Annotated in this window: 12 protein-coding genes; 11 read left to right on the top strand and 1 reads right to left on the bottom strand. The window is 52.5% G+C overall.

The window, feature by feature from the left end; all coding sequences use genetic code 11:
• Positions 1-268: 268 nt before the first annotated feature.
• The 11 genes from AC0YOB_RS01270 (at position 269) to AC0YOB_RS01320 (ending at position 14,502) form a co-directional block, all read left to right on the top strand.
• Entirely contained in the window at positions 269-1,249 is a 981-nt protein-coding gene (locus AC0YOB_RS01270; protein ID WP_475791197.1) for an ABC transporter permease, read from the top strand.
• Positions 1,250-1,328: 79 nt separating this feature from the next.
• Positions 1,329-2,207 (top strand): carbohydrate ABC transporter permease, encoded by an 879-nt coding sequence (locus AC0YOB_RS01275; protein WP_475791198.1) that lies wholly within the window; start codon positions 1,329-1,331, stop codon positions 2,205-2,207.
• 39 nt (positions 2,208-2,246) lie between these two features.
• Entirely contained in the window at positions 2,247-3,758 is a 1,512-nt protein-coding gene (locus tag AC0YOB_RS01280; protein WP_475791199.1) for an extracellular solute-binding protein, read from the top strand.
• A gap of 150 nt (positions 3,759-3,908) precedes the next feature.
• Entirely contained in the window at positions 3,909-6,365 is a 2,457-nt protein-coding gene (locus tag AC0YOB_RS01285; protein WP_475791200.1) for a helix-turn-helix domain-containing protein, read from the top strand.
• 202 nt (positions 6,366-6,567) lie between these two features.
• On the top strand, positions 6,568-7,503 hold the full coding sequence (locus tag AC0YOB_RS01290; protein ID WP_475791201.1) for a carbohydrate ABC transporter permease: 936 nt from the start codon (positions 6,568-6,570) through the stop codon (positions 7,501-7,503).
• Positions 7,503-8,351 (top strand): carbohydrate ABC transporter permease, encoded by an 849-nt coding sequence (locus AC0YOB_RS01295; protein ID WP_475791202.1) that lies wholly within the window; start codon positions 7,503-7,505, stop codon positions 8,349-8,351. The genes AC0YOB_RS01290 and AC0YOB_RS01295 overlap by 1 nt, the downstream gene beginning before the upstream one ends.
• Before the next feature lie 13 nt (positions 8,352-8,364).
• Positions 8,365-8,502, top strand: a complete 138-nt coding sequence (locus AC0YOB_RS01300) for a hypothetical protein (protein WP_475791203.1) — start codon at positions 8,365-8,367, stop codon at positions 8,500-8,502.
• An 11-nt stretch (positions 8,503-8,513) separates the two neighbouring features.
• The gene (locus AC0YOB_RS01305) at positions 8,514-9,890 is read left to right on the top strand and encodes an ABC transporter substrate-binding protein (RefSeq protein WP_475791204.1); all 1,377 of its coding nucleotides are present in this window, start codon (positions 8,514-8,516) and stop codon (positions 9,888-9,890) included.
• 181 nt (positions 9,891-10,071) lie between these two features.
• A complete protein-coding gene (locus AC0YOB_RS01310; RefSeq protein ID WP_475791205.1) occupies positions 10,072-11,883 on the top strand; it encodes a sensor histidine kinase in 1,812 nt (603 codons plus the stop codon).
• Between the two features lie 24 nt (positions 11,884-11,907).
• A complete protein-coding gene (locus tag AC0YOB_RS01315) occupies positions 11,908-13,512 on the top strand; it encodes a helix-turn-helix domain-containing protein (protein ID WP_475791206.1) in 1,605 nt (534 codons plus the stop codon).
• Positions 13,513-13,536: 24 nt separating this feature from the next.
• A complete protein-coding gene (locus AC0YOB_RS01320) occupies positions 13,537-14,502 on the top strand; it encodes a GNAT family N-acetyltransferase (RefSeq protein ID WP_475791207.1) in 966 nt (321 codons plus the stop codon).
• A gap of 223 nt (positions 14,503-14,725) precedes the next feature.
• Here the strand turns inward: AC0YOB_RS01320 and AC0YOB_RS01325 are convergent, their stop codons facing one another.
• Positions 14,726-16,012, bottom strand: coding sequence for a hypothetical protein (locus tag AC0YOB_RS01325; RefSeq protein WP_475791208.1), 1,287 nt, complete (start codon positions 16,010-16,012; stop codon positions 14,726-14,728).
• Positions 16,013-16,146: the final 134 nt, after the last annotated feature.

Consider the following 16,146-nt stretch of genomic DNA (forward strand, 5'->3'; position numbering starts at 1 on the left):
CCATTCAACAATTTGTATTTTCAACGGGCAGTTTCTTGGCTGGACAGTCATTATGCAAGAAAAGTCAACTGGTGGAAATCCACGGCGAAGTCTCCTGGCAGCGGGAGCTGCCAGGTCGGGAACCCCGCAGCAGAGGGCAATCAGGCACATGCAGGCCCGCTTTGCAAAAAGTTGCGATTGCCGGAAATGACCGCATATCGTAAAGTGGCCTTACCCGAACCCTTGGTGGCGGCTTGGGTTCATACAGTCAAAGGAGGTGGCAGGAAGGATGTCTTCGTATTATAAGGCGAACCGGAAGCAAAGTGATGAAACCGCATACATTTCTGCCGTGAAGCAACTGCGCAAGCAGAGCTTATGGAACGGAATCAAGCGGGACAAGTTTCTTTACCTGCTGGCGCTGCCGGGAATTGTCTTCTTTATTTTATTCAAATATGTGCCCATGTGGGGAATCATCATTTCATTTCAGAATTACTCGCCGTATCAGGGGATGTGGCGCAGCCCGTGGGTAGGCTTCGATCATTATGTACGGTTCTTCTCCAATCCCGATTTCATGATGCTGTTCCGCAATACAATGGCGATTAACCTATTGTCGCTGCTGCTGTTTTTTCCGCTTCCCATACTCATTTCGGTCATGCTTGCCGAGGTTCGCAGCATCGCCTACAAACGCGTCATTCAAACCATCGTCTATCTGCCGCATTTTTTATCCTGGGTCATTATTGTGGGCATCACGTTCCTGCTGCTTTCCACAGGCGAAGGCATCGTGAATCAGCTGCTTGCGGCAGCGGGTCTGAACAAAATAGATTTTCTTACGACCCCGAACTACTTCTGGGGGCTGCTGACGGCGCAATCCATATGGAAAGACGCAGGTTGGGGGACGATTATTTTCCTTGCCGCTATGGCGGGGATTGACCCGCAGCTGTACGAGGCGGCGAAGATTGACGGAGCGGGGAGGCTTCGTCAAATCTGGCATGTCACGCTGCCCGGCATACGGCCGGTTATCATCATATTGCTGATTCTCCGCATCGGCCATATGATGGATGTCGGCTTCGAGCAGGTATTTCTGATGATGAACGGAGCGGTGTCCGAGGTTGCGGACGTGTTTGACACCTATGTTTACCGCCTGGGGGTCAAGCAGGGACAATTCAGCTTCAGTACGGCAGTGGGTGTATTCAAATCGGTCATCGGACTGCTGCTGGTCATAGGCGCCAATCGCCTGGCCAAAAAATTCGGCGAGGAAGGCGTTTACTGAATTGGCGCTCGAAGGATTGTCGGTGCAGATGGCCCAGGCTTGTAACTACACAAAGTAAAAATGAAAGGAGAGGTCGATTATGAAAAGAGACTACGGTGACCGTATGTTCACCTTTGCCAATGCGGCTCTGCTTGCCGTCATCGGCTTGGTCACCTTGTTTCCGCTTTATTATGTATTCGTGGTATCCTTCACCGACCCGTCGGAATTCATCAAGAACCGGGCAACGCTGTGGCCGGCGCACTGGAGCCTTGTATCCTATCAATATTTGATGTCCACGGACGCGTTTCTGCGGGCCATGGGCAACAGCGGATTTCTCGCCGTTGTCGGCACGGCCTTAAGTCTGCTCGTGACATCGGGGCTTTCCTATTCCCTCTCCCGCCGAAGGCTGCAGGGCCGGCGCATCATGATGCTGCTGATTCTGCTTACCACCCTGTTCAATCCGGGAATTATCCCGCCGTACCTGCTTGTCCGCGATCTGCATCTGATTAACAGCACCTGGTCGCTCATTCTGCCTGTGCTGACAAGCGGCTGGTACGTCCTCTTGATGAAGGGCTTCTTCGACAGCATTCCGGCGAGTCTCGAGGAAGCTGCAAGGATTGACGGATGCAACGATGTCAGTGTCTGGTGGCGGATCATTTTGCCTTTATCCCTGCCGTCTATGGCTGCCTTCGGCCTCTTCTATGCCGTCGCCTACTGGAACACCTTCTTCAGCGCGCTGCTGTACATTAATGATTTTGACAAGCAGCCCATGCAGGTGCTCCTGCAGAACATGCTTATTGACTCTTCCACGGCTGCGGGCGGCGCTGCGGCGGCGGAGATGGTCTCGGAGCAGCAGATTCCGCCGGAGACGCTGAAGATGGCGGCGGTTGTCATTGCGACGGTTCCCATTCTGCTGGTCTATCCTTTCCTGCAGAAGCATTTTGCGAAGGGCTCGATGATCGGTGCCGTTAAAGAGTAAGCAACTGGACCAAATAAACTATCGGGAGGCTATGAAACTATGAAACGTTTAACAAAAAAACGGTTGACCCTTGCCGTCGTTCTGGTGATGACCATGATTATCTCCGCCTGCAGCGCGGGGAATTCGAACGATGGAGGAACAGGCAGCGAAGCTCCATTGAAAGTCAATATTATGACCATGTATTACACAGCGGAGCCGCCTGGACCGGACAATGTCGTTGTGCAGGAGTTTGCCAGGAAGACCAATACGGAGCTTAATATTACCTGGGTCTCTCCCAACAGCTATGGAGACAAGGTTAATGTCACGCTCGCTTCGGGCGATATTCCCGATCTGATGCTGCTGGATGACCCGTTCACGGCACAGGTGAGAACCATGGTCCAGCAGGGGGCATTCTGGGATTTGACTCCCTTCCTGAAGGATTATCCCAATCTGATGAAATTCCCTGAGGATTCCTGGACCAATACGAAGCAGGCGGATGGCAACAATTACGGCATTCCAAGGGTCCGTCCTGTGGAGGGTGGAGGCTTCCCCTATATCCGCAAGGACTGGCTGGACAAGCTGGGCCTCGCAGTTCCGACTACAACAGATGAGCTGTACACGGTGCTGAAGGCTTTTGTGGAGCAGGATCCCGACGGGAACGGCAAGAAGGATACAATAGGCTACGCAGGCTTTGTGGATCAGAACGGGATGGCCTACTTCAGTACCCTTGTGAATGCTTTCACCCATACCACCGGCGATTGGAAGGAAGAAGACGGCAAGCTGGTCAATGTGAATCTGCTGCCGGAGATGAAGGAAGCGCTCCAGTGGCTGAACCGGGCTTATAATGAGAAGCTCATCCCCGAGGATCTGGCGGTGCTGAAGAACAGTCAGGCCAAGGATATGCTGAAGGCGGGCCGTGCAGGCGGATTCCAGGATACGGTAGAGGCGGCTTGGGAGCCGACGGAGGAGCTTCGCAAAAGCGACCCGAATGCGGATTTCCTTCCCTTGGTGTCGCTTAACGGTTATGTGAACAAGGACAGCGGGTTTTTCGGCATGTTTGCCATCCCCAAGACGGTGCCCGAGGAAAAAATGAAGAGGCTGCTGGAGCTGATGGATTACGGAGCTTCCGATGAAGGCAGCGATTTGGCGAGCTTCGGCATCAAAGGAACCCATTATACGGAAGAAAACGGCGTCAAGACGGTGACGGAGCAGGCGAAAAAGGACATCGTTGCCCAGCAGGCGCTCGGACAGGTTTTCATCAAATATGATAAATATCTGAGAGCTTACCGCAGCGGCATGCCAAACGATATGCTGGAGCGCAACAAGAAAATCATCGACGAGCGCGAGAAGGTCAGCGTTCCCGATCCGTCCACCGGCCTGTATTCCGAAACGAATGTGACGGCAGGCACGGAGCTTCGCAAGAAAATTCAGGATATGAAGACCAAAGTGATCCTCGGCAAGGTGCCGATGAGCGACTGGGACGACTATGTGAACAAACTGAAGTCCGATCCCGACATGCTGAAGATTACCGAAGAGATTAATGCCTCTTATGCGAAGCGCCAAGAGGGGTAAGCGTAACCGGCGGTTTCACAATTGAACATGTTAAACTGGTAGTCAAGCCAGAAGGCAAGCATCAAAAAAACTGGCTAATCATGCAGGTTCAAAAAGTTCCCCGTGATCCTATTTGGACTTCTTGATCCCTCTAAAGGAGCGCGTGTTCAGATGATCAAACGTGGCTGGAATATGGGAAACCGGTGGTGGAAACAGCGGACAAGCCGTGGACGTTTCTATCAGAAAAGCCTGATACTCGTCTTATGCATCACGAGTTTGCCGACTGCTGTGATTGGAATAGCCTCCTATGTGCTTGGTGTAACCAATATCGAACGGGCGGTGGCTAGCGCCCATCAGGTGCTGCTCGGGCGAACAACGGCGAGGATGGACGAGACCCTCTCGCAGCTGGAGCTGGCTGCTTCCCAATGGGCATTGGATCCCAGAATGGATGCCAGCCTGAAGGAAACGGATCTGAAGCGGGAATACAATACATCCTATGCGTTGTTCAGCTTCCTCGGTCTGATTAAAGCAACTTATCCGTATATCGGCGAGGTGCAGCTGTATCTCAAGCAGGATCTGCCCGTTGTCCTCTCCGATAGCGGCGGAATCAGGCAGATTGCCGGCAAGGAAGAACAGGATCAGCTGAATCGGCTGCTGGACAATACGAGAGGCATCTATTGGCTTACGCACTTTAGTCAGACTGCAGCCGGTCCGCAGGAGAAGGTGGTGCTGGTCAACAGGCTTCCGGTGTACGGCAAATCATACGGGGCATTATTATTTATCATGGATCGCGCCAAGCTGACGGCGATGGTGCAGGAGACGGCGCTCGAGAAGGAAGGAACCTCACTTCTGATTGACGATGCCGGGGAATTGATCGTTCAGGAAACAAGTGCTGCCGAGGGCTCGGAACCGTTCAGGGCCGCATTAATGACAGATGTCAGAAAACGGCAGGAGGAAAATAAGGAGAGGGGCGCGAACAGCAAAGCAGCGAAGAGCGGCTCCTATCTGTTCAAGTGGGATCATGAAAGCTATTCCGTTTCTTACAGCAAACTCGCCAGATCCGGAACCTCGTGGACCTATGTAACCGCTTCGCCGCTATCGGCGATGACAGGTCCGATAATTTTATTATCCCGGTCGCTGTTTGCCGTCAGTCTGACGGGCCTGCTGCTGGCTGTACTGCTGTCATGGCTGGGATCCCGCCGCTTGTACCGGCCTATCCACCGGTTGGTGGCGCTGGTGAGAGAACCCCGGCGGGATACCGCTTCCATGGAGCAGGACATCGGGTATGGCGATTCTGCGAATCATCCGGGTTCCAGGAAACAGGACAGGAGTACAGGCTACGACGGAGATGAGATGGGGTATATCGAGAGCCGATGGCGGGATATGTCCGATGAGAAGCAGGCTATTCAGGCAGAGCTCAAGCGTGCTTATCCGTCGCTGCGGGCGGGCTTTCTGATGCAGCTAGTGAATGGCCATTACCATACGCTGAGCGAGGAGGAGCTGATGGACAGAATGGCAGGCTTCGGTTGGCCGCTAAACGCAGGGGACCGGATTGCCGTATTGCTGCTCCAGATCGGGCGCTTGTCTTCTCCAGAGCGGAGGTTCCGCGAGAACGAAGAACAATTGATGACGTTTGCCGCGGCCAATGTCGCCCAGGAATTTGTGCAGGGAAAAATTCAGCAGGCGGAAGTGATTAATTTTCAAGACACGACCGTGGCGATTCTGATCCCGTGCCCGGCCTGGGAAACGCCGCAGCAGACGAAGGAGCAGCTGCTCACTTTGGCAAGGGAGTTGGCTCAGATGCTCCGCTCGCTGCTCAAGCTGCAGGCGGTGATCTGCTATGGCGGTCCCGACAGGGTCCAGGAGGTTCCGGTGCTGCTGTCCTATCTGCGGGGAGCAGTCCGTCACCGCGATCTCAAGGAGGATTGGCAGGTGATGGAGCTTGCAGATATGCTTCCTGCAGGCGGTGAAGCCGGAAGCTATCCGTTCTCGCTGGAGAAGGAGCTGATCCAGTCTGTACGGTTGGGGCATGCAGAGGAGTCTGCAGGCAGGATGGAAGCCTTCTTCCGGGAGCTGACCCACAGATGCGTCACGGAGAAGGCGGTGCAGGAGGGCGCGCTGCAGCTGCTTGGCAGCCTGCTGCACACGATGATGGAGGCGGGCTTCCAGCCTCCAGGCCAGCAGGAAGGGGGCAGCCTCTACGAGCAGCTGCTGTCGATCCGCGAGCCGGAAGCGATGCTCCAGCTGCTGCAGAATAAAGTCTTGGGCGCTTATATGAAATGGATCTTCCTGCAGCAGGACAGGGAATTGAAGCAGATCGTCGACAGAGTCAAGGAGGAGCTGGAGAGAAGCTTTGCAGGAGACATTTCCCTGGAGAGCTGCGCGGAATCCTGCGGGCTTAGCACCTTCTCCCTGAGCCGGGCGTTCAAGCAAATCCATGGAATCAATTTTATTGAATATCTCGCGGCCGTGCGTATTGCCAAGGGCAAGGAGCTTCTGCGCACAACGGATTTGCGGGTGAACGAGATTGCGGAGGCTGTCGGTTATCAGCCTTCGTATTTCATCCGCGTCTTTCGCAAGGCGGAGGGGCTGACACCCGGTCAATACCGTGATCAAAGAAGCGGATGAAGACCTTGATAACCGACAGCGATTTCTATCACATTTTCAGAATTGCCCGGGATCCTTAGATTCCGGGTTTTTCCCTGTATCTCTCTGAAACCGCTTGCATCAGTCAAAAAAATTACAAAAGAGTCATAATCCTGCCTTATGTGCCCATTCTGATGAATCTTATAATAAGATATGAGTTCGAATAGGGTTGGAGGGCGATAAAATGGGGCTACAGGAAAAGAGCGCGGCAGTCCCCGGCGTCAGGATAAGATCAAGCAGCGCCAGGAGAAGGCGCGAGACGCTTGCCGGTTATTTGTTCACAGGTCCCATGCTTCTGGGCGTCATTGTCTTCACATTAATTCCGGTTATTATGCTGTTTACGTTAAGTCTCACCGATTGGTCATTCGTAACCGGTTACAGTAAAATCCGCTTCATCGGAATGGATAATTTCATCAAGCTGTTTCAGGATGAGGCGTTCATCCATACGCTGCTGCATAATCTGTTTCTGATCCTGGCGGTTCCGATCGGAATGGCCGTGGCGCTGCTGTTTGCCGTTATTTTGACGAAGCATGTATACGCGCAGAGCTTCTTCAAAATCATTTTCTTTATGCCGCAAATCTCCAGTGTCGTTGCGGTGGCAGTCGTATGGCAGGTGCTGTTTCACCCGTCCTACGGACCAGTGAACGGGCTGTTGATGTCGCTTGGTATGGACAACCCGCCCAAATGGCTGGCAGATACTCATTACGCGCTGCCTTCGGTGATGATGCTGATGATCTGGATTGATATGGGCGTATCGCTGATTATTTATATCGCCGGAATCAATAATATTCCGCATGATTTGTACGAAGCGGCGGATATTGACGGGGCAAGGGCCTGGAGCAAGTTTAAAAGCATTACGTTCCCGCTGCTTACGCCAACCAGCTTTTTTCTTCTGATTACGGGCATCATCGGCAGCTTTAAAGTATTTGCGCTCATTAAGGTGCTGACCGACGGAGGACCGGCTGATTCCACCTCTGTCATTGTCACCCGCATGTTTCAGGAGGGCTTCGTTAATTTGAAGACCGGCTACTCCTCCTCCATGGCCGTCGTGCTCTTCTTCGTCGTATTGCTGATTACGTTTTTGCAATGGATTGCGCAGCGGAAGTGGGTGCATGATTAATGGAAAGAATCGCGGGTTCACGCAAAGGAAATGCCGGGAAAGTCATTATGACGGTCATGATGTCCATCATCGGACTCCTGTTTCTGCTGCCGTTCTTCTGGATGCTGTCCTCATCCTTCAAGCCGGAGACGGACATCTTCAACTATCCCGTGGAATGGATTCCGAAGCACTGGCAAATGATTGATAATTACCGCGCCGTCTGGGCGGGCAAAGCGAATTTCGCCTTGTTTTACTGGAACTCTATAAAAGTAACACTGCTCACCACCTTGCTTTCCGTTATTGTTTCCAGCCTGGCCGCTTACGGGTTTACAAAAATTCATTTTCGCGGGCGGAATATTCTGTTTTTTTTCATCCTGGCGACCTATATGGTTCCTGCCGAAGCCACGCTGGTACCCCTGTTCGTCATGTTCCGCTCTGTGGGTCTTTACAATACGCATACCGGACTTATTCTGCTGGGCGGCTTCAGCGTCCTTGGAACTTTCCTGCTGCGCCAGTTCTTCCAGGGCATTTCCAATGAATTTATCGAATCGGCGCAAATGGACGGCGCAGGCCATTTTACGATCTTCACGCGTATTATGCTGCCGCTTGCAAGACCGGCCCTGGCGACTTACGGCATCCTCCGCTTTATCTGGACATGGAATGATTTTCAAACGCCTTTTATTTTCCTGAGCGACAAGCAGCTCTTCACGATCCAGCTGGGCATGAGCGCCTTTGCCGACCGCAACGGACAGTTCTATTCCTTGATTATGGCAGCTTCGGTATCTGCGATTATTCCGCTGTTGACCGTCTTTATTATCGGCCAGAAGCATGTAATCGAAGGAATCAGTTTTGGCGGAGTGAAAGGATAGGAGTGGAAAAATAATGAAAACTGCCGAAAAATGTAAAAATAATTTTAAACCGGTCAATTTTTTTCGCTTCTTAATAAAAAGCTGGATGGTAGGATTAGCTAAAGCGGAAAATCCAGCTGCTGAGCGTAAAAGCGCCACGCAAAAGACCTGAGGAGGAATCATATGTTTAAGAAAACATGGGGTATGTCGGTTACGATTGCGCTTGCTGTCGGATTGTTGGCGGGATGCGGCGGTAATTCCGGCAATAATGCGGATTCAACGTCTGCCGATGCGAACAAGCCCGCGAATTCCACGAACGCGAATACAGGGGGCGAAGCTTCGTCTGAACCGGTTACGATTAAAGTGGCTGCGTGGTTCCCGGAGGAGCAGATGGCACCGGCCATCGAAGCGTATAAACAGGAGAAACCGGATGTGACAGTGGAATATGTTCCGCTTGTTGACAATAACGATTCCGTGGCAGGCATGCAGAAGCTCGATCTGCTGGTGGCTTCCGGAGAAAATATCGATATCGCCCTGTTCCCCAATTCAAGCGAATATTCGAAACGCGCGAGTCTTGAATTGCTGGCCCCGCTCAATGATATGCTTACTGCCGAAGGAATCAGCGTAACCGACGAATATATCGTCGATCCTTCCATCAACGGCAAAGTGTATGCCCTTCCGGACACGTACGAGAATTATTTTGTACTGCTGAACAAGGATATGCTGGACAAAGCCGGTCTGCCTATCCCGACCAAATGGACGTGGGAGGACTATCTCGACTATTCCAAAAAGCTTTCCGGCGGGGAGGGCGCAAATAAAATATTCGGTACGTACTTTCACTCCTGGCCGTTGTACTTTGAGCTTGGCCTGATCAACCAGCCGAAGGATAACAACCTGATCAATAACGGCGTGCTCAAAATTGACAGCCCGGAAATCCGCAAATCGCTGGAAATCCGCGATCAGGCGGAGAATGTGGATAAGAGCGCAATTCCGTATACCGACACGATTTCTCAAAAGCTGGCTTACCGCTCCGTTTATTTCGCCCAGAAAGCGGCCATGATTGTTACCGGCAACTGGATGATAACCGAAGCAGGCGGCTCGGATGAGTTCCCTGCAACCTTCGTTTCGGCGTTTGCGCCAATGCCATCCAGCTCGGCGGACGGGCAGACAGGCCTGAGCCCCGCGAACGGCAACTTCATGGCGGTATTGAACAAATCGGAGCAGAAGCAGGCCGCTTATGATTTCATCCGCTGGTACACGACCAAAGGCGAGCAGCTGAACAATGTTTATTCGGCATGGAAGAACCAGGATGTTGATCAATTTATTGCGGGCGTCAAGGGAAAAGTCCAAAGCCCCGATAAAATCGACGCTGATTCCTTGTCGTATGTCATCAAGAACAGCCCGACCTCACCGCTTAATATCCCGCCGGCTTATCAAACCGAACTGGATGATGCGTTTGTGAAGGAAGCGGAGAAATTCATACTGAAACAGCAGGATCTCGAAACCACGATCAAGAGCGCCAATGCGGCTTTGCAAAAAGTAGTCGACGCTAACAAATAATCGCTCAAAATATGTTAAAATAGAATAAGCACGGCATCCTTTCCCGAACTTTATTTTATCCGCAGCTTTTCGGGAAAGGGTGTTTTTTCTAATTATAGGAAAGCCTATAAAATCACTCCAATTAGTTGTTCTCCATGCTCGCACAGCTTACTTACATTTGAGAGCGCTCAGGGGGGGAATCATGGCCGGATTTTTTCAAAATAAAAGCTGGAGAAGAAGTCTGCGCTACAAGCTCGTCGTTACTTCTGTGCTTTGTTTGCTTTTGCCTTCCCTGCTCACCTTGTGGGCCAGCGATTATTTGACCAAAAATATTGTCCGGGCCCAGGTTGTTGACAATGAGAGAAAATCGCTTGAGCTTGCGGATGTGTATATATCGGGCTTGTTCGACAGCATGATCCGGATCTCCAATTCCATCATGTTTGAGAATGATATCAACGTATCCCTGAAAGAAATCTGGCAGCGCAGCCGTTCCAAACAGCAGGACTATGCGAAGGATACGCTGGCGGCCAAATATTTTATCGATGACAAGCTCGAAAATATTGCTTACGCTATGGATAATGTATATATCACGCTCATAACGACAGAAGGACAATACTTTACCAGCACGCTTAAGCTGGATGACGCATTCAAGCCATCCGACATTGAGAATGAACCATGGATGGAACGGCTGAGGGATCTGCCGGCATTCGAGGTGGACTGGGTGGGTCTGATCAAAAGAACCCCCGATTCCAGCCGTTCCGGCATTCCCTTCTCAATCGCCGTCGCGCGTAATTTGCGTATGTCCTCCAATGAGACTTACGCTTATCTTATCGTCAGTATCGGGGAAGATCAGCTTAGTCAGATTTTCCGGCACGATGTAGGACGCCAGGAAACCGTTCTGCTTGATAAGCAGGGGATGATTATCGCCAGCAAGGACAGCAGTAAAGTCGGCAAACCGTTTCAATTCAGCAGCAAAGCGCGGAATCCCGATTCCCACCTGGTTGAATATGAGAATGAATCCTTTCTTCTCAGCAGACACAGCCTATCTTACGGCGGGTACGAGCTGGCGAGTCTCAAGCCCTACAAGGAAGCGGTCAGCCAGATTCATACCGTGTACAGACTAAGCTTTGCCATTCAAATCGCGGCGGTGCTGCTGTTCCTCGTTCTGTTTATTTACATGGTGAGACAATTCACCAAGCCGGTGATCAAGCTTGGGCAGGTTGCGGCGCGGGTAGAAGCCGGCGATCTGACCATCCGCTCCAACATCCGGGGCCGTGATGAAATCGGCCATCTGGGCAAAATGTTCGACCAGATGCTCGAAAGCATTGAATGGATGATGGCGGAGGTCACGATGGAACAGACGCAAAAGCGCAAAGCGGAGCTCGCCATGCTTCAGGCCCAGATCAACCCTCATTTTCTGTTTAACATCCTGAATTCGATCCGGCTCCGTATTCTCATGAAAGGCGACAAGGAGAATGCCGAGCTCCTGTCCTCATTATCGGGTCTTCTGCGAATGACGATTCAGCGGGATAATGAATTTACGCCGCTTCATGAGGAACTGCATATTGTAAAGAAATATGTGGAACTGCTGAATTTCAGACAGTCCGAGAAGGCCGATTTGGAGATTAATGCGGCATCCGATTGTCTGGCTGTCCCGATTCCGCGATTCCTGCTCCAGCCTATAATCGAGAATGCATATATTCACGGGCTGAATCAGAATGCGGGACTGATCCGCATCAGCGCCCACAAGGCGGACAAGCTGCTTACCATTACAATTGAGGATGACGGGGAAGGAATCGCTTATGAGAAGCTGGAGCTGCTGCGGCATGAAATGAGCCGTAACCGGGATATTAATCCGGCTGAGCCGTCAGTGAAGCTGTCGAGTATTGGCATCTCCAATGTATATGAGCGTCTGTATCTGATTTACGGCAATCAATTCAGGCTGGCGATTGACTCCAAGCCTGGCATAGGGACTGTACTGCAAGTGATGATTCCGATTCTGACGACGGAATAAACAACCTTGAGAGGTGATCCGCTGATGTACTCCGTTATGTTGGTTGACGATGACTTCCCGGTATTGGAGTTTCTCTCCGGCATGATTCCATGGCAGGAGCTTGGGCTCAAGCTCCACTCCGCCTGCAAGAACGGCGCCGCCGCGCTTGAGAAAGCCCGGGCTCAGCCGCCGGATATTGTGGTGACCGATATTGGCATGCCGCTGATGGATGGCATCCAATTGATAGCCGAGCTCAAGCAGCTTAAACCGGATATCCGGGTTGTCATTCTTTCGTGCATGGATGATTTCGGCTATGCGCAGAAGGCGGTCCGCCTGCAGGTTGACGATTACGTACTGAAGGAAACGATGAATCAGCAGCAAATGATTGAGCTGTTGACGAGGATCCGCAGCGAGCTTGCCGACAGGAGCCGGATTTCCGCCCAAATCGACAGCTTCAAGAGCATTGCCGAAGAGAATGAGATGGCCCGGAAACAAACGCTGCTGCACAAGATGCTTCATGGGACCGAAACAGCAGTCCCGGCCTGGATCAGGGAAGCGGAGCTGCTTGGCGTCGAGCTTGAAGGGAAGAGCTACTTGCCGATTATGTGCTATCTGAATCCGGATGCCCAGGTCCGCGAACGTCTGATTCAGGATTCTCCGATAATGCTGGCGTTGATGACGGCTGTGACGGAAGTCATGCAGGCCCAGCCTGGCGTCCTGCTCCTTCCGAATAATGTGAGGGAATATATTATTCTGATTCCCTATCGCCGGACGCTAAAGGAAAATGCCTACGAGGCGTTCAAGCCGTTGATCCGGGAGCTGCACCTGCAGTTGAAGAGGCAGTTCGGAATGGTAGCGACCTTTATCTACGGGAATGCGGCAGGTGATCCTCTCGAGCTGAGCGCGGAAATTTCCTGGCTGCTCGGCGGGTCGGCCTATCGTTTTTATCTGGCAGAGGGTGGCATATACCCGAGATCGGCGTTTACTGAATTTGCAGGCGGAGATCTGTACGAGCATTACTCCGATGCGCTCGGGGAAATCCGGGATGCGTTTCTGGAGGAAGAGGAAGACAGGCTCGGCGGCATCATTATCCGGTGGATGGCGCTGATCCGCAGCAGACGTTATCCCCCTGAAATCGTGAAGGAATGGACGCTTAAGATACTCTACGATATTCAATCCAGGCTTCTGGCCCTGCAGCATTACCAGACGACCTTCTCCCTTGAAGTGCTGCACCAGACCATTGCGGATATCAGTACGCTGGATGAGCTCGCCGCCTGGGTGCAGAAGTTTTTCCGCGAGCGGATACCGCTGGTCCAGCTGATTTACAGCCAGTCCAGACGCTCGGAGATTCTTGAGGCGCAGCAGTATGTGACCAAGCATATCAACAAGAAAATCACGCTTGAAGAAGTCGCGGATATTCTTCATATCAATTCCAGTTATTTCAGCAGGCTGTTCAAAAAAGAAACCGGCCACAATTTTATCAATTATGTCACCTTCGCCAAGATGGAGCGGGCCAAGGAGCTGCTGGATAAAACCGGCATCAGCGTAGAGAAGATTGCAGAGAAGCTGGGCTACGATAATAAGAGCTATTTCACCAAGCTGTTCAAGAAGCATACCGGCTCGACGCCAGGCGAATACAGGGGAGCTTGACCTTCAGGAGGGAAATGGATTAATATGGTTCGATTTATACCTTTGGCAGAATTGAAGCTTGAGGCTGCGGCTGACTTGTGGAACGAAGAGCTCGGCAGCGACTTTCCGATGCGTCTGCGGCTGCTCCGGCAATGCTGGCAGGAGGATGGCAATATGCTCGCTGCCGGTTCCTGGGCGGCGATCGATGAATCCACGAACCGACTTGTGGGATTTGCAGCCGCTAAGAAATGGATGGATCCCATGGAGGGTATTTCGTTCCCGGGTAATGAGGGGTGGATCAGCGCGCTGCTTGTTCATACGGACTACCGGGGGCGGGGGATCGGCAGCTATCTGCTGCAGAAAGCGGAGCGGGCGCTGCGTGACGCGGGCGTGATTAAAGCCGATCTCGGGAATGATCTTCACAGACGCATATTCCCAGGCCTTCCGGACCAGGGAGACGCTGCGGCGGAATGGTTCGAGAGCAAAGGCTACCGTTCTACAGGCAGCCTGCAGGATTTGCTGCGCCAATATCGTTCGGATGAACCCATTCATATGCCTGTTCTCGAGGACGCCGCAATCCGCGTTCTCCATGAAGACGAGCGGGGCCGTATAGAGAGCTTCATGAGAGAGCATTTTCCGGGAAGATGGGAGTATTCCACCCGCCAGTATTGGGAGGAAGGCGGCAGCGGACGGGAATTTGTCATTATGGAGCGCGGGGACCGTTTAATCGGTTTTTGCCGCATCAATGACGCGGCTTCGCCTCTTTTGACACAAAATATATACTGGTCGCCCTTGTTCAAGGAGGAGCTGGGAGGCGTGGGACCCTTGGGCATTGACAACGCTTACCGGGGCCTCGGCTATGGGGCGGCAATCGTACAGGCGGGCATCGCCATGCTTCGCAGCCGCGGAATTGACAACATTGTCATTGACGCGACGCCGATTGCCGCCTTCTATGAGAATATGGGCTACCGGCTGTGGCGCACGTATGCGATGTACAGCAAGCTTCTTTAGACCAGAACAGGGCACAGGAAGAAACAACTTCGCCCTCCATTGAGGGCAAAGAAGAATCGTATATCGCGTCCTTTGGCAGCTCATCAAGTATTTTCAGCAGCATGCAAGCCCAGTTTCATGTTCTATAAGTTTGCACAAAAACAACGCCTGGCCGGCATTTATGCGTTCTGAAGCGGCCAGGCCTGTCCTAATACTTTAGGGCTGTGGTGCGGCAACGCGGCAATTAATAATTTCCGGCGAAGGGACTTTGCTGCTTGTCCTCCCTGTCGGACACCTGCTCCATAAAGCGGTTCCTTTTCTCCCATGTCTGATCGGCGTCCCTGCGGGCTGCTTCCATATTGCCGTCATAGACGGTATCGATCACCCATTTCTTGCCAAAGCCTGCATGGACGACCTCATCGGCCCAGTCGAAATCCTGAAAGGTGGTCATAAGCGGGTCCTTGGCCGTATCCCGGGCAAATTCCCATTCCTCGCGCTTGCCGGGCGGGTATTTCATGGCTGCCTGTTCAATGGCTACCGTCAGATGCACATAAGCTTCCTCTGCGCCGAACAGATTTTTGGATACCTCATAGAACCCGGTCCAGTTAGGAGCTTCGTATACGTCATAGCCAAGCTTCCGCAGCGCGGCCTCGCCGAACCAGGAATGGCGCACCTCATCCCAGAGATGACGCGCCGTATCCAGGTAGAAGGCCCAGGGTCTGCCGGTTGTCTCGAAGAGAACAAAGGCTACGCCTTCCGCAGGCGACATTTCAAAGTAACGGGAATACATCATCATCTTGAAACGTCCTTCGTCGCTGTCTTCAAAATGAATATCCCTGAATTTGGTCACCGAGGATGTGTAGCGGCTGTCGCGCGGGCTATGGTCCGGCAGTGCAAAAGGTTCGTTCTGAAATTCTCCTGCTTCGGGCAGTGCTGACTCCGGACCGGTTCCGTCCGCTCCGCCTGCTGCGCCTAGCAGCTGCTCCAGATAAGCGATCCATCGCTGCACCTTATCCAGCTCCTCCCGGCCGGCAGCAGAAGAGAGAGAAGCGATCGCTTCCTGTCCCCAGGCGATTTCATCCTCGCGATCGAGCAGCTGGTGGCGCAGGATGTGAAGGGTCGGCTGATCGACGATAGGCTGGGCAAGCTCCATATAGTCGCGGATCGCTCGTATCTGCGCCGGCTTGATCACGGTGAACAGGGCGCTGAGCAGCTCAAGCGTGGTGCCGGAATCAAGCACGGCATCCATCAGCTTATCCACAGAGGTTCCTGGGCTTTTGTCGAAGGCGGACGTACTCATGCGGAGCTGCTTGCAGCGGCTGCGCAGCTGATCGTGATGCGTGGCGTCAAGCCATGCTATACGGGCAAGTAGCCCCTTGATTTCGTATTCCGGACAAGCGATCATCCGTCCAGCGGCTATCCGCGTAACTTTCCTGTCGAAGCAGGCGATGCGGCGCAGCCGTTCGGCCGAGTCGGCGACGGACAGTCCGATTTTATCCCAATCCTTGATACCCATAAATGGATGCAGCATGATATCGATTCCTCCTGGTTTTTTTCATATAGTGATTCTTAATGTTCAGATTATCGAATCCGGGTGTGGAAATACATTCACGTAAAGACAAACTTTTTATACGATTTGGCCTATCTGGGAAGGAAGGTGCTTCA

Source organism: Paenibacillus sp. JT31N17 (assembly GCF_056269255.1).

Coding starts and splice junctions, on each gene's coding strand:
- AC0YOB_RS01270 (WP_475791197.1), top strand. CDS start 269: ATGTCTTCGTATTATAAGGCGAACCGGAAGCAAAGTGATGAAACCGCA.
- AC0YOB_RS01275 (WP_475791198.1), top strand. CDS start 1,329: ATGAAAAGAGACTACGGTGACCGTATGTTCACCTTTGCCAATGCGGCT.
- AC0YOB_RS01280 (WP_475791199.1), top strand. CDS start 2,247: ATGAAACGTTTAACAAAAAAACGGTTGACCCTTGCCGTCGTTCTGGTG.
- AC0YOB_RS01285 (WP_475791200.1), top strand. CDS start 3,909: ATGATCAAACGTGGCTGGAATATGGGAAACCGGTGGTGGAAACAGCGG.
- AC0YOB_RS01290 (WP_475791201.1), top strand. CDS start 6,568: ATGGGGCTACAGGAAAAGAGCGCGGCAGTCCCCGGCGTCAGGATAAGA.
- AC0YOB_RS01295 (WP_475791202.1), top strand. CDS start 7,503: ATGGAAAGAATCGCGGGTTCACGCAAAGGAAATGCCGGGAAAGTCATT.
- AC0YOB_RS01300 (WP_475791203.1), top strand. CDS start 8,365: ATGAAAACTGCCGAAAAATGTAAAAATAATTTTAAACCGGTCAATTTT.
- AC0YOB_RS01305 (WP_475791204.1), top strand. CDS start 8,514: ATGTTTAAGAAAACATGGGGTATGTCGGTTACGATTGCGCTTGCTGTC.
- AC0YOB_RS01310 (WP_475791205.1), top strand. CDS start 10,072: ATGGCCGGATTTTTTCAAAATAAAAGCTGGAGAAGAAGTCTGCGCTAC.
- AC0YOB_RS01315 (WP_475791206.1), top strand. CDS start 11,908: ATGTACTCCGTTATGTTGGTTGACGATGACTTCCCGGTATTGGAGTTT.
- AC0YOB_RS01320 (WP_475791207.1), top strand. CDS start 13,537: ATGGTTCGATTTATACCTTTGGCAGAATTGAAGCTTGAGGCTGCGGCT.
- AC0YOB_RS01325 (WP_475791208.1), bottom strand. CDS start 16,012: ATGCTGCATCCATTTATGGGTATCAAGGATTGGGATAAAATCGGACTG.